This is a genomic window from Cyclobacterium lianum (assembly GCF_900143075.1).
Lineage (GTDB): Bacteria > Bacteroidota > Bacteroidia > Cytophagales > Cyclobacteriaceae > Cyclobacterium > Cyclobacterium lianum.
The window spans coordinates 1-22,911 of sequence record NZ_FRCY01000025.1 but is presented as its reverse complement, the minus strand read 5'-3'; the positions used below and the strand labels follow the sequence as shown (position 1 = coordinate 22,911).

The following is a 22,911-nucleotide window of genomic DNA, read 5'->3' as shown; positions in this document are numbered from 1 at the left end:
CATGAGTAATCAAACCAAGGACTTTAATTTACTTTTATCTCAGCTATCCTCAGAGCTGGATGGTGAGCTGCATTTTGATAGCCTGATGAAAACCCTTTATGCGACGGATGCTTCTGTTTATCGCTCTCTTCCGCTCGCCGTGGCCCTGCCGAAAAATACCTCCGATATCAAAAAACTGATCCGATTTGCTACGGAAAACGGTACCTCGCTGATCCCGCGCACTGCAGGAACCTCCCTGGCCGGGCAGTGTGTAGGTGAAGGCATCGTAGTGGATGTTTCCAAATATTTGAATAAGGTCATCGAGTTCAACAAGAATGAAGGCTGGATCCGCGTTCAGCCGGGCGTAGTACGTAATGAACTGAACAATTTCCTGAAGGATCACGGATATTTTTTCAGTCCCATTACCAGTACAGCCTCCCGTGCGATGATCGGTGGCATGGTGGGGAACAACAGTTGTGGTACCACCTCCATTGTCTACGGCAGTACCCGGGAGCATGTACTCGAACTCAATGTACTTCTCAGCGATGGCTCGGAGGCAAACTTTCAATCTCTGAGCGCTTCAGATTTTGATCTGAAATGCCGGCAGGAAAACATGGAGGGTGCCTTGTACCGGCATATTCGGGACGAACTCAGTAAACCGGAAACGCAAAAAAACATCAGGGAGCATTTTCCAAAACCCAGCATACACCGTAGGAATACCGGGTATGCAGTCGATTATCTCCTGAAATCAGAAATCTTTGCCGGAGGTGATGCTCCTTTTGATTTTTGTAAGTTACTGTGTGGTTCCGAAGGTACGCTGGCCATCACTACGGAAATAAAGATCCATCTGGATCCACTGCCAGACCCCTATGATATCGTCGTTGCGGCACATTTTGACAGCATACATGACAGTATGAAAGCCGCGCAGGTAGCCATGAAACAGGCTCCCACAGCGGTGGAATTGATGGACAAAATCATTCTGGATTGCACCAAGGAGAATGTGGAGCAAAGCAAAAACCGGGATTTTGTTGAGGGAGATCCCAAGGCTATCCTGATGGTGGAGTTTAGAGGGAAATCCATAGCTGAAGCACGGGAACAGGGCCTGGTATTTGTGGATGCGCTCAAAAACGCTGGACTGGGATATGCCTATCCGGTTATTGGGCCGGAACGGACCAGCAGTGCCTGGGAGCTCAGAAGTGCAGGGTTGGGCCTGCTGGCCAATATACCAGGCGATAAAAAAGCTGTGGCCTGTATAGAGGATACAGCGGTGGATATAAACGATCTGGCCAATTATATTGATGAATTTGCCGAAATCATGAAGGATTTCGGGCAGGAGCCGGTGTATTACGCCCATGCAGGGGCAGGAGAGATCCACCTCAGGCCTATCCTGGACCTTAAAAAGGCCAAGGATGTTGAGGAGTTTTATCAAATCAGTGAAGCCAGCGCCAAACTGGTCAAAAAATACCATGGCTCCCTCAGCGGAGAACACGGAGATGGAAGGGTGCGGGCTGCCTTCATTCCCATGATGGTAGGGCAGGAGAATTATGAGCTTTTCAAAAGGGTGAAAGCCGCATGGGATCCCAGGGGAATTTTTAATCCCGGTAAGATAGTTGATGCACCACCGATGAATACCTCCCTGCGGTACGAGCCCGATATGGTAACTCCCGAACACCAAACCAAGTTTGATTTCAGTGCTGTAGGCGGGATCCTGCGCATGGCTGAAAAATGCAACGGTTCCGGTGATTGCCGGAAGTTGCCCAATTCGGGCGGCGGGACCATGTGCCCCAGCTACCAGGCCAGCCGCTATGAAAAGGACACGACCCGTGGACGGGCAAATACCTTGCGGGAGTTTTTGACCAGGAGCAATAAATCCAACCCTTTTGATCATCCCGAAATAAAAGAGGTGATGGACCTCTGCCTGTCCTGCAAAGGCTGCACCTCTGAGTGCCCTTCCAACGTAGACATGGCTACTCTCAAAGCGGAATTTCAGTACCAGTACCACAAATCCAATGGAGTACCCCTTAGATCCAGAGCCTTTGCCTATATCAATAAATTGAACGGTTTGGGAAGTCTGGTTCCGGGTATATCCAATTTTTTCCTGTCTAACGGGACCACGGGGGCAGGATTGAAAAAATTACTCGATGTAGCACCGGAGCGCAATCTCCCTGCCATCAGCAGGCAATCCCTGCGGCAGTGGTATAAGAAGGAATATAGCCGGTTGAAAGGAAAGGAAATCATCAAAACAATCTACTTTTTTTGTGATGAATTCACCAACCACAACGACACGGCCACAGGTATCAAAGCCATCAAGCTGCTCCGTCATTTGGGCTATGAAGTGAAAATGGTAGACCATGCCGAAAGTGGCAGGGGAGCCATGTCAAAAGGATTGCTGGACTATGCCCAGAAAATGGCAGATAAAAACGTAGGAATATTTGCTGACCTTGTAGATGCCGACCGACCCCTGCTGGGTCTGGAGCCTTCGGCCATACTCAGTTTCAGGGACGAATATCCAAGGCTGGTGAGCAAACCATTGCGGGAAAAGGCCAAATCCCTGAAGTTTCACTGCGAAATGATAGATGAGTTTCTTGCCAAGGAATTTATTGCCGGAAATATTGACAGTCGGGATTTTACTGATGAGAAAAAGCAGATCAGGCTCCATGGGCATTGCCATCAAAAGGCACTTTCCTCTGTCAATTATTCCAAAAAAATACTGGAATTGCCGGAAAATTTCGAAGTGAAGGTGATTCCCTCCGGTTGCTGCGGTATGGCGGGATCATTTGGCTATGAAAAGGAGCATTATGCCCTGAGCATGCAGATAGGGGAAATGGTATTGTTTCCGGCGGTAAGGGATGCCGAGGAAGCTACCTTGATAGCCGCCCCGGGCACCAGCTGCCGCCATCAGATCGCGGATGGTACCGGGAGAAAGGCCCGGCATCCTGTGGAGATTTTGTATGACGCTTTGAAAAGGTAAATCTATTTTGCAGCTTTTTTTCAAAGCGCAGTTATTCAGTCAAATACCAAAAAAGGCCTGGTATCCTATACACAGGCCCCTTTTGATGGTTTTACACTTTAGCTTTTCAAAGTAAATTCAGGCAATTTTATGATTTCGCCACCCTTCATGGCCGACTCATGGGCCAGGATGCCTACACAGGTAATATTGGCAGATTGACGGGCATCGGGATAGGGTGCCCTGCTCTCATTTAATGCGGTAAGAAACTCATGTACCAGGTGTGGATGAGATCCCCCGTGCCCTGCTCCCTGAATAAAGGAAAGGTGCTGGTTTTCATCAGAATCATAGACGCCTTGCTGGGTAAATCCGGCGATTTCCTCAGGCAACAGGTGGCCGTAATCGGGAATTTTAACCCTTTCGGGTTGCTCACCGGTATGTATCACGCTGTCTTCATGTTCGATCAGCGTCCATTCAAATGATTTTTCTGAGCCATAGGCATCAAAACTCTCCCGGTATTGCCTGGCAGTATTGAAAAGGGAGCGGGTTACCTCTGCCGATAGATCTGAGTCCTTTAGCTTGATATGGCAGGTCTCAATGGCAAAGGGGGACCCGTATTTTTCTATCAGGTTTTCGTCTATCCTTCCGGAGCCGAAACAGGAAACATATTCTGCCTGACCCTTGGGCAGAGCGAGTACAGGCCCTACGCAGTGCGTGGCATAATGCATGGGAGGTAGGCCTTCCCAGTATCCGGGCCAGCCGGCCATCTCCTGCTGGTGGCTTGCACGAAGAAACTGAAGCTTGCCCATTTCACCTTTTTCATACATCTCTTTGACAAAAAGAAATTCCCGGCTGTAAATGACGGTTTCCATCATCATGTAAGTGAGTCCGGACTTTTCGGTTTCTTCCACAATCTGCCGGCATTCGGCTACTGTAGTAGCCATAGGTACGGTACAAGCCACGTGTTTCCCTGCCCTCAGGGCTTTCAGGGATTGCTCGGCATGTGCCTGAATGGGAGTATTGATATGTACGGCATCAATATCCGGGTCCTTTAACAATTCATCATAATCGCTGTACCGTTTTTCTATGCCAAAAGCATCTCCGATTTCGTTCAGCTTTTCTTCATTTCTCTGGCATATCGCATACATATTGGCCAGTGGATGTTTTTGGTAGATGGGTATAAATTCAGCACCAAAGCCCAGGCCTATGATGGCCACGTTTAGTTTCTTATCGCTCATGTCAAAATAAATTTATGGTTATGTAATGGATTCGATTCAGGAAGCTGCCCAGGACTTGAGAAATTTGTAACCATCGGCAGCAAAGGCATCCTGGCTTTCGGCCAGAGGACGCCAGATACATACTGCTCCCGCCAGCTCTTTGATCTCCGGCGTGAAACTCTCGATGGTGACCGTACCGGTATAATTTACCTTTTCCAGCCCCCGCTTGTAAGCGTCCCAGCGGGTCTGCCCGGTACCAGGAGTGCCCCGGTAATTCTCGGATACCTGCACATGGATCAGCTTCTCTCCAGCCTGCTCAATGGCTTTTTCAATATCAGGCTCTTCTATGTTCATGTGAAAACCATCCAGCAATACTTTGGCTGCAGGATGGTTGATGTCGGCAATGAGCTGCATCAGATCGGCAGTGGTGTTGATCAGGTCGGTTTCAAAGCGGTTCAAGGCCTCCAGCGCAATTTCCTGGCCTGCGGCTTCAGCCATTTGGCATACTTCATAGAGGTTGGTGACCGCCCGGTCCCATTCCACCTTTTTCTGCTCCGGCGATACCAACCTGGCTTTTCCTACGGCCGAATACATGGGACCGGCCACGAAGGATGCTCCCAGCTCTGCACTGATGTCCAGGCATTGCCGGATATAGTCAAAGCTTGTCTGATGGAAGGAGGGATCTTCATGGGTAAGGTCTCTTCCGGGACCGAAAGCACCGCAGATGATGGGCGAAAGTCCATTGTCTGCCAGGGCCTGTTTGACTTTCCTGGTATCTATCAGGGAGGGGTCTTCTACCGGTATTTCTACAGCATCGTAGCCCATCTTGCTGATTTTCGGGAAAAGGGATACTGACTGGGAGTCGAACGGAGATGTCCACAGCCAGGTCGTAACCCCTAATTTTATATCTAAAGACATAGGTTTGGGTTTGGTTAAAAAAACTATTCTACTATCATGATGCCATTCATGATCCTCCAATGCCCGGGCACGGTACACAGGTAGGGGTATTCACCCGGTTCGGAAGGAGCAGTAAATACCAGACTCTCGCTGGTTTCCGGGTTTACCAGAGGTGTTGATGCCAGCACCTCAGGGATTTTGGGCACAAAGTTCATTTCCATGCCCTTGGGGTCCCTGGCCAGTTCATCTGCGGCTTTGCCTATGGTTTCCAGACTGCCCGATTTGCCGATCAGCAGATTGTGCTGCATAAAATCGTCATTGACAAAGTCTATGGTCACCTGTTGTCCCGCTTTCACCGTAAATGTAGGTTTATCAAATTTCATTTCATGCTGGATTACACCCATCTTGATGGTCACCGATCCAGCCGATCCAGCCGAGGCTACCTGGTCGACCCCTGCAGTATTTTCGTCAGTGTCAGCGGCGGCCGGCACTTTCAGGTTGAGGTGTGAACTACGGCTGTTCATTCTTCCCCTGAAGTAAAACCTATCTGGATAGGTACCTACCTGGTCGGAACCCATATTGTCATGGCCTATTCTCACCCTGTCCGGATCCAGGGTAGTGGAAAACAATCCCGGAGCCATTGCAGACCCTACTTGTCTGTCATCAATACTGATGCTCATGTCTCCGCTTTTCACCAGACTGGCTTTCAGTACAAACTGCTGGTCTGGCAGGCTGCCTCTGGATGTAGCCGAATAAGCTTTTCCTTCCTGTTTGACCAGCCAGTGAATCCGGTTATTTTGTACGTACAGGCTGTAGCCATTTTGGGCATTGCCCTGGGCAAGAATCACTCCATCCAGTGGTTCATCGCCCTTGCTGATGGTGGCCTGAATGTGAACTTCTTTACCGCTGATTTCCGGCGGGTAGGGGATACCTGCACGCCTGTCCAGACTGTACTGCTCCTCTACCAGGCTTTTGGTTACTTTCTCTCTCAGCGTCATCAGTGAATCTGGCTTATTTACGTCTAGAATGCTTCCCGATAGCTGATCAAACGATTGTGGATGGCTCAGTACTGCCGCAAAAATCGCCTGGGGAAGGTAATTGTCGTTACTATTGTTTTCGTCATTACTTGCTTCCAAAATCAATTTGGAGGCAGCGTCAGAAGAAGGCATGTCTGCCAATGCCAGAAATGCCGCCTTTCTGGTATTCAGATCAGGATCTGCTAGCAGGTTGGCATCCAGTATGGCCTGCAATACCTGCTGGGTGCGGGGCAATACCATCAAGGCATTTTTCCGCACACCTGCAGCCGGATGATCCAGGGCGCCGGTCACCACCTGCAGCGCAGCTTCATTGCTACCGTCCAGAACACCAATGCCATGCAGGGCCCAAAGGGCATGGACTGCAGGACTATTCAGGCCGATTTCGTCGACCGACTGATTGTCAACCAATTTCATCAATTCATTGGCAATGCTGGTATTCTGATTTTCTACGATGAGCCGTTGAGCGGTCATTCGCCAAAACATGTTGTCGCTTTTCAATCCGCTGATCAAGTCATTATTGCTGGAAGGGTCGATGTCCATGGTTTGGTAATCCGTGGATCCCTTATACACCATTCTGTAGATCCTTCCATGCTTACTGTCGCGCAATGGATTGATGTAGGCATTGCCCTCCCCGTTTTCAAAACCTTTTGGCGTAGGATTGTGCTGTATGATAAAATTGTACCAGTCGGCAATCCATAGCGCCCCGTCAGGCCCTACCTCTGCATGGACCGGAGAGAACCATTCGTCTGAGCTGGCGAGAATGTTAAAGCCATTCTTCTCAACAAATCCGGACCCGTATTTCTCAATGATGGCATTGTGCAATACCCTGCCGGTAGGTTCGGCCACAAAGGCTACCTTGTTCCAGTAGGATTTGGGAAAGTTTCTGGCGGTGTAAAAATGATGTCCTGCTGCTGCCGTGTACCCACCATGCCAATCTACCTGTCGCAAAAAGGGAGTGAGGTGTGGCATGTCGTAATGGGAATCGATACCATGTACAGCATTTACCGATCCGCCCTGGACGGGTCGCCTGACATATTTTCCAGGCATGGCCAGGTAGGCACTGTGTTGCCCGTTGGCTGTGGAAATAAATACGTTATTTTCTTCCGTGAAGCCAAGGCCCCAGGTATTGTTGCTGGTATTGCCCAGAAATTCAAAATCTGTCCCATCCGGATCGAAACGGTAAACGCCCTGCCCGAAGGAGAAAGGTTTGTTGTCTATTTCTCCCCGGAAGCCCGAGTAGCCCAGCACGCCCCATATCTTATTGTCAAATCCATAGCGCAGGTTAGAAGGGCCTGCATGGGTGTCGCTTTTGCCCCAGCCGGTGATGAGGGTTTTCCGCTGGTCTGCCTTATCGTCTCCGTCTGTGTCTTTCAAAAACACAAAATCCGGAGCCATGGAAATCAGAATGCCGCCATTGGTATATACCATACTGGTTGGGATATTCAGGCCTTCGGCGAAAACAGTGATTTTATCGGCTTTTCCATCGCCGTCAGTGTCTTCCAGGATTTTGATCTTGTCATTGCCACCTTCTTTTCGTACCTCATTGGGATAGTCGGTGGTCTCTATGACATACAAGCGCCCTTTGTCGTCCCAGCACATGGCCATGGGATTGATGATATCCGGTTCGGAAGCAAAAAGCTGCAATTCGAAGCCTACGGGCACCTGCACCAGCTTCATGGATTCCTCCGGAGAGAGGGGCAGCTGGTACCTTGGAGCAGGATCGCGGTTTTCGTAGTTGGGGATCTCTGCATCTTCAAACACCGTTTGCGGGATTTCATAATCGGCTACCTGCTGCGCCACTTTATCACCTATGGCCCACAATACCCCATTGGCCACCAGTTCCTGGAATTCAGGCTGGTTCCAGGTTCTTTCATCATGGCCATACGCGGTGTAAAAGATCCTTCCTTTTCCCTGTTCCCTTACCCAGGTGTATGGTTCCCTGTGGTCGCCATCTACACGTTCCATGAGCACCGTCATGTCTTCGTTGAGCTGACTGTGCACATAGGTCTCGTCCCAGGTTTCAAATTCGGAAATACCTGCCATCACAGGATGGCTGGCATCAGTGATGCTAGCTGTAAATTCTCCCGTCCCGTGAGAGGAAAATTGCCCTCCGACTGTTTCTACAAACCAATCGGAATTGCGGAAACAGAAAGAGGCACTGTGAATCGGAATAAGCGCTTTTCCACCCTCTACATAGTCCTTTAGCGCTTTTTCCTGTTCAGCTGTGATTTCATCATGATTGGCATAGATCATCAGCCCATCATAAAGCCGGAGTTTTTCAGCATTCAGGTCGTTTGGATCGGACGTATAGGTTAGATTGATGCCCTGCTGGAAAAGGTACCTGGCCAATCCTGGCATCAGCTTTTCCGAATTGTGGTGGGTACTCTCATGACCCAGGAACAGGATCTCGGCCCGTCGTGGTCCGTCTGAGAGTTCGATTTTTGAACTGTTGCCCCCACATCCCATCAGCAGGAACAGGGCCGCGGTGATTAACCCGAAGTATTTCATTGTTATTATCGTTTGGGTACGTATTGCCTTATTTTTTCAATCTACTAATTTGGGCGATTAATAAGTGTATTTCTTACTGTTTTTTATCTAATAGTGACTGTATTTTGTCATTTTTACGTAGATTTGGATGTATTTATCGCATAAAGTAATTAGCCACTAGCATCAGGCAAGATAGAAATGTCTGGCAGTGGTGTGATTATCCATTTTTTCAGAACCCGTAGTTTTCCCGACTTTCCGGAATGACCAATGAGAAAAAATCGTACAAAAATGAAGAAGGCTTTTCAAAAATCACGTATCCCCGAACAGAATGCCTTTGTGGTTAAGGAACTGATCGCTCCCAATTTTGACAAAAACTGGCATTTCCACCCGGAATACCAGTTATTTATGGTCCTGAAGGGTAAGGGTACCCGTTTTGTGGGAGATGATATGCGCCGTTTTCGGGAGCAGGACCTGGTTTTTACAGGCCCAAATTTGCCTCACCTATGGCGAAATGACCAGGAGTATTTTGACAAAGACAGTCGCTTGATGACCCATGGAATAGTAGTATATTTTCCGGAAAACTTCATCGGGCAGGACTTGCTGGAAAAGGAAGAATTTGAGGAGTTGCAGGGATTGCTGGGGAAAGCATCGCTTGGACTGGAAATCCATGGAGCTACCAATCTGCAGATCAGGCCCCTGCTAGGCAGGCTTTTGGAACAGAAAGGCCTGGAAAAAGTTATCGGTCTGCTGAACATTCTCCTGCTGATGGCCCGGTCCACTGAAGTAAACCCAATCGTTCAGACCGGATATATCAATGCCAACAAGGAATCAGAAAAAGACCGGATGAGCAAGGTATATGCTTTTGTGATGGATCATTTTCAACGGCCTATCAAGCTGGATGAGGTGGCCAACCTGATCAATATGAGCAGCAGTTCTTTTTCCCGATATTTTCGCTCCAGGATGAATAAATCCTTCTCTGATTTTTTATCCGAGGTAAGGATCAGCCATGCCTGTAAGCTGTTGCACAAGGAAAACCTGAATATCAGCGAAGTCAGCTATGAAAGTGGCTTCAATACCCTGTCGAATTTCAACCGGCAATTCAAGGAGAAAATGAACATGACACCGCTGGCTTATAAAAAGGATTTTATTCACCGTTTTGATTAAACCTTTAGCTTAAGCGTCATCATCCCCAGCTCATTTTTCTGGTTTTTACATTTAAGCAGCGAAAAAGAATTAAATTTAGGTTCGGGTATACCAAAACCAGATAACCATGATGCTGATTTCGACAGTTTTAAAAGCTTTGATCCTTCTTCAGGTGGGTGCCATCTACCCTGATTTCGGGACCCTGCTCCACCCTGAAGTACTAAAACCATTGGATTACAGGGAATTACCTGTGGCCGCCCGGGAAGAATTGCAGGCAGCTGTCGCGGATATCAGGGATGATGAACCTGATCCGCTCTCTGAAATCCATTATGAAGGATTACTGGACAATAACCCCTCCCGAATGGAAACGGTCCGCCATCTGGAAGACATGGATAAGCTGGCCCTTTTTTACTGGCACCATGCCTTTTTTGGAGATGCCCATAGCCTGCAAAAGATGATGGATTTTAGCCTTGCCTGGGCAAAAATGTTCCAACCTACCGGCAACCCCATTAATGAGAATAAATTGCTTCCGATCGTATATGCCTACCCCTTTGTGGAACCGCATATGAAAAGCCGGCAGCAGCACACAATGGAAGAATGGTTGAGAGAAATGGCAAGAGCTGAAATCGGGAATGAACGGGTTCCTTTGAATAACTGGGAAACCAAGCGTATCAATCTGGTGGGGACCATAGGTTTGTTGCTGGAAGATGACAAGCTTGTTTCCTGGGCGGAGGAAAAAGCGGCTTATTATGTGGAAAATGCCCTTTTTGCCGACGGGAGCAGTGCAGATATAAGGCAGAGGGATGCCCTAAGCTACCATGTGAGCGGGTTAAAACCCCTGCTCCAATTTTTAATTACTTTAGAGCAGGAAACAGGTCGTGGAAAGGATTTTTTCTACCGGGAAACGGCTGATGGGGCCTCTGTGGCCCGTTCTCTGGATTTTGTGCTGCCTTATGCCAAAGGAGAGAAAATTTACCGGCAATGGGAAAATTCAAAAGTCAGGCTGGATCAGGAAAGGGCCGCCGCAGGATTGGAAAAATATCAACCTGGAGTGGCGTATGATCCTCAAAAGGCCTACGAAACCATGGCACTGGCAAGCTATTTTGATGATAAATACCGCATGGATCAGTGTGGCTTGCCCTTGTGTCAAATAACTGCATTATTGAATTAGACAATAATTGTTAAGGGTTAAGGGAGGGGTTACTGACCAGTTTTTTTAGCTGGCTGTTTGTAATTTTATCTTTTTGCCGGACTCAACGGTGGTAGTTAAGGGTTAATCAACTGTACCATCATCCACCAGATCCAATTATTCCCACTCAAGCACTGAAAGTGCGCAACCTCAGAGCCCAGGGTGCAGCCCTGGGCAAGTCAGTACCCATTAATGGGAATTAAAGCTCTGAAGGAGCGAGATATTTTCGTCATTCCTGAACGGTGAAAAATATTCCGCCCCTCCAGGGCTCAGAAATCGCATGAATTCTATCCGATGGGCTGCACCCATCGCTTTGGTATCGCGCCACTTCAGGGCTCAGGTCAGATAGGTAGTAATAATTCCATGAGGTTAATTCCCATCAACCCTTACATTACAAAATAGAATATCCAACCGCTTTTCGGGAAACTCAGAAAGTAAATTATCCGATATCCAAGCCCTGAAGGGGCAAAATACCAAAGCACAGGGTGAAGCCCTGTGTCAACATCCACAATGAGAACCCCAGCCCTGACGGGGCGAAATATGTTTGCCCTTCCCGAAGAGATGAAAAATACCCCTGGCAGGCAACATCCGTTTCTGTCGGATCAGTAGGCGGCCCAGATCAAAGCAGCAGCAGGGAAAGGTACAATTCTGCTGCCATCCCAATGAGCAAAACCGTCAGGTACATGCCTCCCAGCACCCAGAATTTGATCAGGGTCTTGAACCAGTGTTGTTTGTACAGGCGCAAGAGGGCCAGATAAGCATACGTTGTCACCAATACAAATGCAGCCAGAAAGATCCAACTGCTGTTGACTCCACCAAAAAATGCCAGCAGAATGACGGCCCCATAGAGCGCATAAGCAAAAGCATGGAGGTGAAAGCCCAGGATGATGTTTTCAATGAAATATACCGTCCGGCCGGCAAACAGCAGATGGATAAAAAAAGCAAAAACCGGCAGCAACACCAGCATCATCAGCGGCAGGTTTTTGGCCACCTGAATCAGGAATAAATTCGAATGGGCGACCAGATCGCGTTTTTTTTGCAGGGATAGCCCGATGTCGAAGGCATAGGCACTGCTGTCCAGTGCATGGCCGAATTTCTCCGTACTCACCTCGGGATCTATGGATAGAAAGCGGAGTGTTTTCCAGGTATAGGACTGCTCCGTGTCGTTTGCTGCCTGTAGTTGCGAAATGTCTACGGGAGAAATGGCATCGGCCTTTTTCAGTGCTTCCTCCACCCGCTCTTGTGTTTCGGGATCCAGTGTTTCACCTTTACCCTTGGATTGTTGCTGCTGTACAGCCGAAATGGTCGCCTGGCCGGCATTTAACAGCCTGTCGAAAAAGTCTTTTGGGATAAGGAAGCCAATCATAAAAAAATAAAACAGAGAGAATACCAGATATAGCCTTATCGGATGGGTATATTTCCTGCGCTGCCCCTCATTGAAGGCCCGGGTCAGCTTACCTGGTTTGAAAAAGAAAGCCGTAAGGGTCCGTAAAAACCTGCCGTCAAAGCTGAAGAGGCTGGTGAGCAATTCTTCCAGGAAAACACCAACAGGCACCTTCTGGTCCTTGTTTTCCTGTCCACATTCCGGACAAAAATTATCTCTTTCCGGCAAGCTGTTGCCGCAATTCAGGCAATGCTCATGCTTCCGATCTGCTTTCACTGCTATTGGGATAGGTACAGGTGACAAAAATACTTTTGTCCGGCCGGTTTTCAATTTCAGACAGGGAATTTATTTGCTTTTACCTGACCCCGGCCCGCCTACGCCCCTCACTGCGTAGGGTATTTATTGCCTCGTTCCGCAACCGGCCTGGTAAGCCTGCCGAAGAGAGCCAGGCGCTGTCCGGAGATATTTCCCGGCCCGCATTCCTGCAAAGCAGCCAACAAGGCAGGGTGCTGGTAGTAATCATATGCAAAATACAGGGCATTGATCCTGTTGGGTGTGAAGCAGTGAGATTTGATGGGATTTTCGACCACAAACAAATAGGCCTGCAGGAGGGATCCGGACCCGTCTCGGGAGATATGATCGTACAGGCTGGTATCTCCGAGTCTTCGGAGAAACTCCGCATGGGCAGTAAGGTGCTCTATAAAGGTCATGGTATAATGTGTACCGCTACCGGCTGTGGGCAGGTAGTCTCCATCGATGGGGTCATCGCCGCGCCTGATTTCCTCCGGAATGGCACCGTTGGGTAAAATTCCCCATAGCTCCACTTTTCCGTCCATTTTCCATTCATCGCTGGTGAGCATACGGCCGATCTGGTATTGGTTATGGGATTCAAAAGCTGCTTCGGGGCTGAGTATTTGTTCCCTGGGGCTGATTTCTTTCAGTTCCCAATCGGGATGATCTCTCAGGTACCAGGCGATAAGCGCTGATGAAAAGGAACCAGCCACCCCCCAATTGTTTTTTCGCCTGCGGCTTGCCCAGGCCACTTTGGGATACATGATGTCCCTTAACCAGATCTGGTATTGTAACTTGTCTTTTTGAGACCATCCCGACCAGGATTCCAGCAGGTCTGCTGCATACATGTAGGGAGTACCTCCCCGCGCTAAATTCAATATGCCCTGAGCTCCCCAGTGAAAGCTGTCCTCGCCATCATTGCGGTAGCCATAGGTATCCGTAAGGTCCAGGATCAGCGACCTGGATTTTTCCGCATATTTTTCTTCTCCGGTCAGGTGCCAGGCCAGCGCGGTGCCATAGGCCAGTTTTCCTCCGGTGGAACTTAGCTGTATGGGATCACTGGAACTGCGGTCGTGGACAATCACCTCCCCGGATAGCTCCTGCCACCCGGAGGAACTCTCCATAAGGCTGTCAATAAAATGCAGGAACTCCTCTAAATTCTGTTGGTAGGGCGCTATTCCTTCCCTGGATTTGTCTTTGATTACGGCCAGTTCTGCAGGAGATACCAGCACCCCAATGGGTCCCCTGTTTTCCGCTTGAGCCAGGGCACTTTGAGAAAGGTTTCCAAACAACAGTAAAATGGTAATTTGGGTAAACCAAAGGCATGTGATGGGCCTGTGATGCATAAAGTCCATTGGATTCGTTTTTTAAGGATCAGGCTATACCTTGATGAAGGTGTTTTTCTTGTACATGTACCAGAGCAGGATATACAGGATCACAAAACCGCCTATACTGGTCCATACCGGATACCAGGCCTCGCCGTATTGCTGCAGACCAAAAAGCAAATCTTCAGCTATGCCCGGAAAATCAATCACATGGGAGAGCACGTAGGCCGTGATGGCATTCATGCCAATCACTTTGAGAGGGAAAATCCAACCTGTCTTGCCTTTTACATCAATGATCCAATAGAAGGCAGCCAGGAGCAGGTAGCAAACACCGGAGGAGGCCAATACAAAGGAACTGGTCCATATTTTTTTGACGATGGGGTGCCAGATGCCCCAGATCAACCCGATCCCCAGGGAAATCAACCCTGCTACTACCAGATAGACTGCTACTTTCTGGCGTGGCATGTCTGATTTGATCCATTCCCCGGCAAACAATCCGGATAATGTGGTGGCAGTAAACCCCAGTCCGGAAAGCAACCAGGTGTATTGCAAGCCGTCGTCAAAAGGACCAAATACCAGGCGGTCTACATACAAGGCAAAATTCTGGTCCGGCAAAAGCGTACTTCTGCCTACTCCGGGTATATTCGGTACCGTGAGCAGCAGGGCATAGGCAATCAGGCAAAAAGCAAACAGCAGGTACCGGCCGTTTTTGCTCAGGTGGATAAAGGCCAGGCAGGAAAAAACATAGCCTACAGCAATGGCTTGCAGGGTATTGCTAAAGACCTTAAACTGCGCTGCATCCAGGGCCAGCAGGTTTCCCTGTACGATCCAGCCCAGGATAAATAAGATAACAAATCGCCGCAGCAATTTCCGGTAGAGTTGTGCTTTGGTATGCTGCTCCTGCATGCGCTGCGACAGGGAAAAGGGAATTACCGCTCCTACTACAAAGAGGAAAAGCGGCATGATGATGTCGTAAAATGTGGACCCAAACCAGTCCGGATGATCAAATTGATGGGCCAGAAATCCGGTCAGTGCTGAGTCGGCGCCGCGGTGAAGGGACATGAAGAAGCGATCTGCAAAGATGATCATTAACATATCAAATCCCCTTAGCACATCGATGGAAAGGATTCGGTTGGGTGAAGGTGAAGCTGCGATCATATTTTAGTATTTGCCTGCTTTTGCGGAAATTATCGTTGTGTTTGATTCCTGCTATCGAATGAGCCGGTCAAAACTCCGGGCTTTTCAATATTTTATTCGGGTAAAAATAGGAGAAATTGTTTACAAACGCCTTTCCGGCCCATCATTTTTTAAAATTGTATTGGAATGACCTGGATTACCGATTGGAGAAAATGGTCACAGAGGACAAGAAGGAGACACAAAGGGTTTTGGCAAATACCACAGCTATCCTCCAGCCACCGAAACCAGCAGGTAAGAGCGTACACATGAAATCAATCGAGGATGAATTCCCCCTTTAAGGGGGACACAGGGGGATTTTTTGGTATAACAATAGGGTAGCAATTCGAAAAAAATAGTCAGGAAGAACGGGAAGGAGGCACAAAGGAACCAAAGAATTCTGGTTAGGGGTTTTGGCAAATACCACAGTTTTTCTCCAGCCACTGAAACCAGGAGGTAAGAGCGCACATATGAAATCAATCGAGGATGAATTCCCCCTTATAAAAGGGGACACAGGGGGATTTTTTGGGGGATAGTAACAGATTACCTCCTTTACCGGGCGACATATTCGCCTTCCCTGAAAGCAGCTACTATCCTTCTGTCGACTGTTCTGCAGGTATTCGGATAATCCTGAAAATACAGGCAGTCCGGAACCCCATCCCGGAAGGATATTTTCACGGAATATTTTTGCCTGCCAAAAAGTCCCTCAAACTGGTAGCTGGCAGACATGTTACTTGGGCGATTCTGGCTGTCCCTGGCCGTGACGCTGACGCCCGCGACACTGTTGCGGATAAACTTGTTCATGGCCCAGCTTTTTGAGTTTTCAAAGATCAGGTCTTCGATCAGTACCCTGAAGTTTTGGGGCAGGTTGTAGTCCGCTTCATCTCTGCTGCACTGGCCTGGTTCAGGTCTACTCCCGGGTAATCCAGGCTGACCTGGTATACCCACTTGACGATTTTCTTTGGACACTGTGCGGCTAGCGGGAGGCAATTAAATGCCAAAATTAAAAATACAATACTTGGAATTTTCATCAGGTGTTCGTTTAAAGGGCTGTAAAAGAGCAGGAAACAACTGAAAAAAAACAAAATAGTTTTCCGGTAATATAAATAAGGGTTTAGTTTTTTTTTCTAAAATTTCTATTCATGAAGATTTTCTCATCGCATTTTACTTCTTTTGATCAAAACTAAGCCCGCTGCGATCATCCATCCAATACCAAAGGGAATGATGATAAATCCCAAAATAACCGTACCTGTTAACAATCCAATCAAGCCTATCAGCCCTGCCAATCCAGCCAATAGGCCCCAGGTGTTTAACCAGCGGGGAACCCACTCGCGTACCCCTGAAATGGATAAGCATAGTGGGCCATATCCAATCAGCATCATTGTGGCGATATCATCCAGTCTCGCTCCTACCCAACCTGTCAAGCTGGCTGCTGCTAGGGATTGATGATGAAAAGCCAGGGCAAGCATGGCAATGAATGATACGATGGCGATTGAGCAGGCCGTTCTCATAAATACCATTCCCATTTGGGCCAGCGCAGGTCTGGAATCACAAAATTCAGCCATAAGCGTTCCAGCGGTAGCCAGGAGAATTACTCCCAATATCCAAAAAAAGGTATTTATCACCAGTAGGTGCCTGACTGAATCCAAATTGGATAAATAATCTTCCATTTGACTATCGGCAATGGCTTGCCATAAATCGGTTCCTGAAGCAGCCCAGAATGCTGCTCCAATAAGCATGGACAGGGCTCCTGCGATGGATACATATCCTGCAAAAGCTTGCTTTTTTCTAATTTGCTGATGCTGTGGTTCCATGATTTGATTTTTTTGCTTTCAACAAATTTGGCATTTTGTTTTGCAGCAAAATTGTACAGATGTTCCATCAGTTCGGCGTTATCAGGAAGGGTCAAAAGTCAAAATCGGGTGAATACTCATAAAAATCAGCCAAAAAGGAGGCCTGGGAGACCACTCATTTGCTTGCGATATGCTCCGGGAGTCATCGCTGCATAGGCCTGAAACTTGCGAATAAAATGAGATTGATCGTAATATCCACCATACAAACCTGCTGCTGTAAGCTTGAGGCCTGGCTGGTGCAGGGCTGCTGTAGCCCGCACAAATTGTATCAGATTCTGGTAAGAATGAGCAGATGTACCAAACCAATCATTGAACAAGCGGAAAGTATGGGTGCGGGAATATCCCATCATATTTTGTACTGACCTGCCGGCACCGAATTGGTTTTGGTGGATTAATTTTCTGATGCAACGGTCCAGATGAAGGGCCTCATGCAATTCCGAGGTTTCCTGTATGATTGAGAGCAGAAAATCTTCCAGGCATTTGGCCCTTTCCAAAAAGGTTTTACCAGAGAAGAGCTGCTCTTGTATGAAAGCGAAGTCATCAATTATCAAACTGCCTTCTACAAAATAATTTCTGATTTTGGATAGGGGTATTCCAAAAAGAGCTTTGACCGATACAGGTTTCATTTGAATTCCCAAAGCATGAAACCGGTCAAACTCCATCTTTAAAGGCCTGGTGTGCAAACCGGAAAGGAAGCAGGAATAGTTGTTTACCGGATTATCTCTGGCTGATATTTTTACAGCCTGCAGCTGCTTCACCGGGTAAAACGGAAAGATGATCTCCACTTTTCCTGAGGGTAAAATGGTAAAAGTTCCGGGCTTCTCCATCTCCTGCTCCCAAATCAGGTCAACGATTCCGACTAATTTGGATGGTATGTAGGCCTTGTGTACCATTCGCTATGGGGCTGATGTGGGATAGGTTGTTGTCTACCGGTTTTTGTATTTACCAGACACAATAAATATAGTAAATTTATCATTCTAATCAACTTTAAGGCTGGCCACCAAAATGATATTTACCTTCCATTTGGAGTACCAGGGAGTAGCAATCTTTTGAGCGTATACCCTTTCTTTTGAACCCTTTCTTGCATAAAATTTAACCCAATCAGATGCCAGCCCTGAGTTCCGGATAACAGGTAAAATGTAGACAATAGATGAGCGGCTATTTTGCCAGGCCTTAAAAAACATCAAGGGGATATGGCCTGCATTTCCAGGGGAACGAATTGATGTCTGACGGTATCTGCCGAAACCTGCCAAAGCCTGAAGCCCATGGGCCTCTCGTCAAAATTCTTGCTGGTGGTTTCTCCGCTTACCAGTTGTAGCTGCCGGTATTGGTTGACCGTCAGCTTGTGCGTATGGCCGGACAGGTAGGCCGCCACATTGTTTTCCACAAACAATTCCAGCAACTGCTTCCGGGTGGTGTCCGGCAAATTGTAGTAGTGGTCGGCTTCCTCCGGATCTTCGGTATACAGGGGATAATGCCCCAACACAAAGGTGGGATACCGGTCATTTTTTTGTCTTTTGATGGTCTTTTTCAACCATTGGTCGTGTTTTTCCGATTCGTTTCCCACCCGGACTTTCCACAACTGGGTGTTGGTCACGACAAAGGCATGTTTTTTATGCCTGAACCGGTAATAATCCTTTCCGATGGTTTTGCGGTAGTATTGGAGGCTGGTATCATTGGGGACATTGCCCACATCATGGTTACCGGACACCAGGTAGGAGGGAAGGGTAAAGCCCTCCCGGATACTTTTGAAATCCGCATAGCTGCTGTCGCTGGCATTATGCACCAGGTCTCCGCAAATAACCACAAAATCAGCATCCAGCGCATTGATCTGTTTTACCGCCTGCCGGAAGGTTTTCACATCATGCGCATAGCCTCCCATGCCCAGCTGCGTATCGCACATTTGTACAAAGGAGAAAGTGCTTTGGGCCCTTAGGCCTAGGGAGTAAAAAAGGAGGACCATTAGGGTAATGCGGTATTTCAAAATCATTTGCTATATTTTTAGGGTTAAAATAGGAATGTTTTTTCAAATCAGTTTTACCATCCTTCAAATTATCTGGTTCATTTAGAACGCTGCCTTACCAAACCTTAATGCTATTTTATAGGATGCTGCATCAAAAGATCCGGATTGGATTGATGCCTGGCTTCTCTTTTACACCGGTGTAAATTTACAGATTTTATACTGTAATGGCCTTTGGCAATTGAATAGACATTGGTCCCACCTCCCAAAACTACCGAGCCTTTACTGAAATTAACTTTTTAATAAATTTCAACTGCAAATATTTGTATTTTAAACTCAAAAAAGTTATTTTCATACGTATAATTTTGTTTAACTTTAACTTTATATGTTATGAGTACCAACAACTCAATTTCCATTCAGATTCCTGAGGCGGAGTTAACGTCCATCAGGGAAGCCTTAAACACACTTAAAACTACACTGGGTCCTTACCTGATCGCCCTGACGCCCGCCCAGCGGCAGACGGTTCCCAAAATGAGCGATGGCACCATTCCTTTTGTAGAAAAAGCCATGGAGTATGCACAGGCAGACGGCCAGTTTTTACCACCTTATGTTCAATTGCAGGAAATGGAAAAAGACTGGATGACAGTCAAAAATCTGATGCCCGTGCTTAGGGACCTGCAGCAACTGGAAAGTAACCTCAATGACTCGGTAATGATGGCAGGTTCGGAAGCCTATGTGGGTGCCCTTAGCTATTACAATTCTGTCAAGTACGGGGCCAGAATAAATGTAGCCGATGCCAAGGTAATTTATGAGGACCTGAGGCAGCGGTTTTCCAGATCAGCAAGCCCATCGAATAACGGAACGGAAATGTAAAAAAAAGAAAAGTTGCTTATGTCACCTGAAACAAATTGAAGGGTGCAGATGGATCTTTCCAGGCTGCACCCTTTACGTTTGGAAGCTTTTTGAATATTACGAGAATCTTTTTGGTACCCTGACCGACTTCATAAGCCCCTAACAGCGGTAATGAACATCAATGTCCCGGTTCAGAAACCCACTGCTTCAATTCAGAAATTCAACGGTTCGATTCCAACCTTCAACCGCTCATTTATTTTATTCAGCGGTGCACCTTTGAAGTGAAACGTTGGATAAAAAAGCTGCAACAAGCTGCCAAAAACCTGCGACGATTCACCTCAAAATCGAAACCTTGCATATAAAAAACTGACAGGCGAGGTTCTGAACTGCATGATTCGGGTTCTGAAGTCCCCCTGTTTACAATAAAACCGAAAATTTCCGGTAAAAATGTCAGCCATTTGGTTTTGGAATCAAAGTGTTGTCAGTTTTAAGTAAAAATCTTCGGTTTTGAGCTTCAAAAGCCGACTTCGGAACCGAAACGTTGAATTTTTTATATTCAAGCCTGTCAGTTTTTGGTGAACGCTTGTCAGTTTTTAGTCCGGGCGTCCATTTATTAAGTACTCTGTTGCGGTCAGGAGCAGCCTTTGGGGGCTTTGGGAGTACCTTTATGTTAGGCGAATCCCCAACTTCCAAAGAAAATAAGCTGTAAATCCTTACCTGTAGTCAGGATTCGGGCGGTAGTTGATGAATTCCTGCAATCTGCCGATCAGGCTGTACCAGCAAATTGTTGTTGTTTTACCGAAAAATAGGGAAGAAGATTGTGCTACAGACCCAAAGGAGAGTGATAGCGCATTTTTTGAGTCCTATCCTGGATGTATGGTACATACTGTGGCTGCAGGTGTATCAATGAAGCAACCGGATAAAAAACTCATTTTGATGCTCATTAAAGAAATATTTAGTATTATTAAACCCTCAATGAAAGGATTGATTTATCAGGGATATTCCCCAGATCGCTGTTGGATAACCCTGATTCGGTCAGGGATATATTTGATTTCGCACACATTTAAGAAAATATGATAATTAAGAAAATTTCAGCAAAAAATTACAGAAGCCTTGAGGATATTGTAATTGAATTTAACCCATACTACAACGCATTATCGGGTAAAAACAATTCAGGAAAATCGAATATAATTAGGGCTGTATTATCATTTTTGACATATAATTATCGATTTTTTACACAAACGCCATCAGGTCCTATTAATTATGGTTCTGACTACCCGTATTGGAAGAATAAAGAGAAAAATAAAGAATCCATTTTTATCGAAATTATTATAGAGCTTGATAAAGATAATGATGCGGGTCTTTACAAATTTATCAGGGAGTTAATATTCAAAGAAGATGAAACAACTGACGTTGAGAAAGAACTGCTTATAATCAAAGCAACTAATGAACCAGAGAAAAACAACACTAATATTGATGTGTTTTTTGGTGAACACAAAATTGAAGATGAATATAAAAGAGATGAACTTTTAAACCGAATTAGAAGCTCTGAAAGCGTATTATTTCACAACTCGACAGAAAATGAACCTTTCTTTTTCGCTCAAAGAAGACGAGATTCACTTTCTTCTTATTTAAACAATGATGATTTAGAACTAATAACTAAAAAGAAACAAGTATTAGAGAGTGCAGTAAAAAAGTCATTGAAAAAGCATCAAACCGAATTCGGCTCATTACTCGGTCGTCTGACTGAAAAATATGATGTTTCTTTAGGAATACCAAGTTTAAATATTGACAGAGAGAGTATTGAAATATCACTGAAGGAGAAAGGCATTGAAGTATCATTAGAAGATTGGGGTTCAGGAACAAAAAACAGAACTCTTATCCTGCTTAACCTAATGAATGCCAAAAGAATTCAAGAATCTTCAAACCTAAATAAGCGTTTAACACCAATAGTAATAATTGAGGAGCCTGAAAGTTTTTTACATCCCTCTGCACAGGCAGAATTTGGAAGAATTCTTCAAGACATAGCTACTGAATTTAAAATTCAAATTTTGGTAGCAACTCATAGCCCTTACCTTCTAAGCCATAAAGAACCAAAAGCAAATTTGCTTTTAGAAAGGGACTTAAGCAAAAAAGAAAAAGGCTCCAAGCTTATTGATACTGAGGGCGATAAATGGTATGAACCTTTTGCCCTATCATTGGGAATTAGCGGTGAGGATTTTGGACCTTTGAAATCAACAATATTTAGCGGGAAAAGTGATATCATTTTAGTTGAGGGAACATCAGATAAGGAGTATTTCGAATTATTGAAAAAAGCAAAGCACGGTAAAAATAGACTTCAATTTGATGGAGAAATATTTCCTTATGGTGGAGCAGGGAATATTAAAAATAACATATTATTACGTTTCATAAAAGAACGTTTTAAAAGGTTTATAGTGACTGTAGATTTGGACAAATACTCAGAAACCAAGAAAACCTTTCAATCCCTCGGTCTTACAGAAAACAAAGAATTTATTATAATTGGGAAAAATCAAACAGGAAAAAAATGTATTGAAGGATTGGTTCCTCAAATACTTCTATCTAAAGTGTATGCTGACAATGTAGAACTTGTCCAACAATCGTTGGAAAATTCAGAGGACGGTAAATCAGCTAGGTCTCAAATAAAAACAAAGGTACTAGAAGCGTTTAAAGTTGAAGAGAGTAACGGGAATATCGAAATATTCAATGATTTTTATCCGATAATAAAGAAAATGAATACCGTATTTAAATAAAAACGTGTGCCAATCGAGTGGATGGCCGCAGGCCGTAAGCCTGCGGAGCACCCCTCACACCAATGCTATTAAGTTAAGCTTTTTGGTTTGTTATTTTGGTTTCAAAATGGAATAATTTTGATTTTTCCCTGCCGGTTTCGGTATCTTGGCGAGCTTTTTATCAGGTTTCGGGCATAGGCTTCCTTACTCCTGAAGCAGGTGTCAATTTTTGGTGCGATATGTTGTATTTTCTTCTCTTTCCTTCCCTTTTTTGCTATTTATAGTATTGGTTGGTCCTTGCCGATTTTCCCAGACCCTTTCTAGAAAATTTCCTTCCCTTCTTTACCGCTACCTGCTTTCGGGCTATCTTGTTGACCAGGATTTCCAGTATTTTTTCCACACTTTCCCGGCTGAACAACTCCACAAT

General features: G+C 46.2%; 16 protein-coding genes. 5 read left to right on the top strand and 11 right to left on the bottom strand.

What is annotated here, in order from left to right; translation table 11 throughout:
• The first annotated feature begins 1 nt into the window (after window position 1).
• Complete coding sequence (locus BUB19_RS23415; RefSeq protein WP_073098295.1) at window positions 2-2,950, top strand: FAD-binding and (Fe-S)-binding domain-containing protein; 2,949 nt, start codon at window positions 2-4, stop codon at window positions 2,948-2,950.
• A 98-nt stretch (window positions 2,951-3,048) separates the two neighbouring features.
• On the opposite strand, the gene BUB19_RS23410 is transcribed toward BUB19_RS23415, so the two are convergent.
• From BUB19_RS23410 to BUB19_RS23400, 3 genes are read right to left on the bottom strand one after another with little or no spacing between them, the layout of a single operon-like run.
• Entirely contained in the window at window positions 3,049-4,164 is a 1,116-nt protein-coding gene (locus tag BUB19_RS23410) for a Gfo/Idh/MocA family protein (protein WP_073098293.1), read from the bottom strand.
• A gap of 36 nt (window positions 4,165-4,200) precedes the next feature.
• A complete protein-coding gene (locus BUB19_RS23405) occupies window positions 4,201-5,061 on the bottom strand; it encodes a sugar phosphate isomerase/epimerase family protein (protein ID WP_073098291.1) in 861 nt (286 codons plus the stop codon).
• Between the two features lie 23 nt (window positions 5,062-5,084).
• Complete coding sequence (locus BUB19_RS23400; RefSeq protein WP_073098289.1) at window positions 5,085-8,585, bottom strand: PVC-type heme-binding CxxCH protein; 3,501 nt, start codon at window positions 8,583-8,585, stop codon at window positions 5,085-5,087.
• A 267-nt stretch (window positions 8,586-8,852) separates the two neighbouring features.
• Between BUB19_RS23400 and BUB19_RS23395 the strand changes: the two genes are divergently transcribed.
• Entirely contained in the window at window positions 8,853-9,728 is an 876-nt protein-coding gene (locus BUB19_RS23395; protein WP_073098308.1) for an AraC family transcriptional regulator, read from the top strand.
• Window positions 9,729-9,834: 106 nt separating this feature from the next.
• Window positions 9,835-10,878, top strand: coding sequence for an alginate lyase family protein (locus tag BUB19_RS23390; RefSeq protein WP_073098287.1), 1,044 nt, complete (start codon window positions 9,835-9,837; stop codon window positions 10,876-10,878).
• 637 nt (window positions 10,879-11,515) lie between these two features.
• Here the strand turns inward: BUB19_RS23390 and BUB19_RS23385 are convergent.
• The 8 genes from BUB19_RS23385 to BUB19_RS23345 all read right to left on the bottom strand — a co-directional run bounded on the left by BUB19_RS23385 (window position 11,516) and on the right by BUB19_RS23345 (window position 18,912).
• A complete protein-coding gene (locus BUB19_RS23385) occupies window positions 11,516-12,556 on the bottom strand; it encodes a DUF3667 domain-containing protein (RefSeq protein WP_073098285.1) in 1,041 nt (346 codons plus the stop codon).
• Window positions 12,557-12,663: 107 nt separating this feature from the next.
• Window positions 12,664-13,926, bottom strand: coding sequence for an alginate lyase family protein (locus BUB19_RS23380; RefSeq protein ID WP_073098283.1), 1,263 nt, complete (start codon window positions 13,924-13,926; stop codon window positions 12,664-12,666).
• A gap of 24 nt (window positions 13,927-13,950) precedes the next feature.
• Complete coding sequence (locus BUB19_RS23375; RefSeq protein ID WP_073098281.1) at window positions 13,951-15,054, bottom strand: acyltransferase family protein; 1,104 nt, start codon at window positions 15,052-15,054, stop codon at window positions 13,951-13,953.
• A gap of 567 nt (window positions 15,055-15,621) precedes the next feature.
• A complete protein-coding gene (locus tag BUB19_RS24060; protein ID WP_143156152.1) occupies window positions 15,622-15,873 on the bottom strand; it encodes a hypothetical protein in 252 nt (83 codons plus the stop codon).
• A gap of 38 nt (window positions 15,874-15,911) precedes the next feature.
• On the bottom strand, window positions 15,912-16,100 hold the full coding sequence (locus tag BUB19_RS24055; RefSeq protein WP_143156151.1) for a hypothetical protein: 189 nt from the start codon (window positions 16,098-16,100) through the stop codon (window positions 15,912-15,914).
• Between the two features lie 123 nt (window positions 16,101-16,223).
• Window positions 16,224-16,883, bottom strand: coding sequence for a hypothetical protein (locus tag BUB19_RS23360; RefSeq protein ID WP_073098277.1), 660 nt, complete (start codon window positions 16,881-16,883; stop codon window positions 16,224-16,226).
• A gap of 125 nt (window positions 16,884-17,008) precedes the next feature.
• Window positions 17,009-17,815, bottom strand: a complete 807-nt coding sequence (locus tag BUB19_RS23355) for a helix-turn-helix domain-containing protein (RefSeq protein ID WP_073098275.1) — start codon at window positions 17,813-17,815, stop codon at window positions 17,009-17,011.
• A gap of 290 nt (window positions 17,816-18,105) precedes the next feature.
• A complete protein-coding gene (locus BUB19_RS23345) occupies window positions 18,106-18,912 on the bottom strand; it encodes a metallophosphoesterase (protein WP_073098271.1) in 807 nt (268 codons plus the stop codon).
• A gap of 360 nt (window positions 18,913-19,272) precedes the next feature.
• Between BUB19_RS23345 and BUB19_RS23340 the strand changes: the two genes are divergently transcribed.
• Entirely contained in the window at window positions 19,273-19,755 is a 483-nt protein-coding gene (locus tag BUB19_RS23340) for a hypothetical protein (protein WP_073098269.1), read from the top strand.
• 1,052 nt (window positions 19,756-20,807) lie between these two features.
• Window positions 20,808-22,505, top strand: coding sequence for an ATP-dependent nuclease (locus BUB19_RS23325; RefSeq protein ID WP_073098263.1), 1,698 nt, complete (start codon window positions 20,808-20,810; stop codon window positions 22,503-22,505).
• Window positions 22,506-22,911 lie beyond the last annotated feature (406 nt).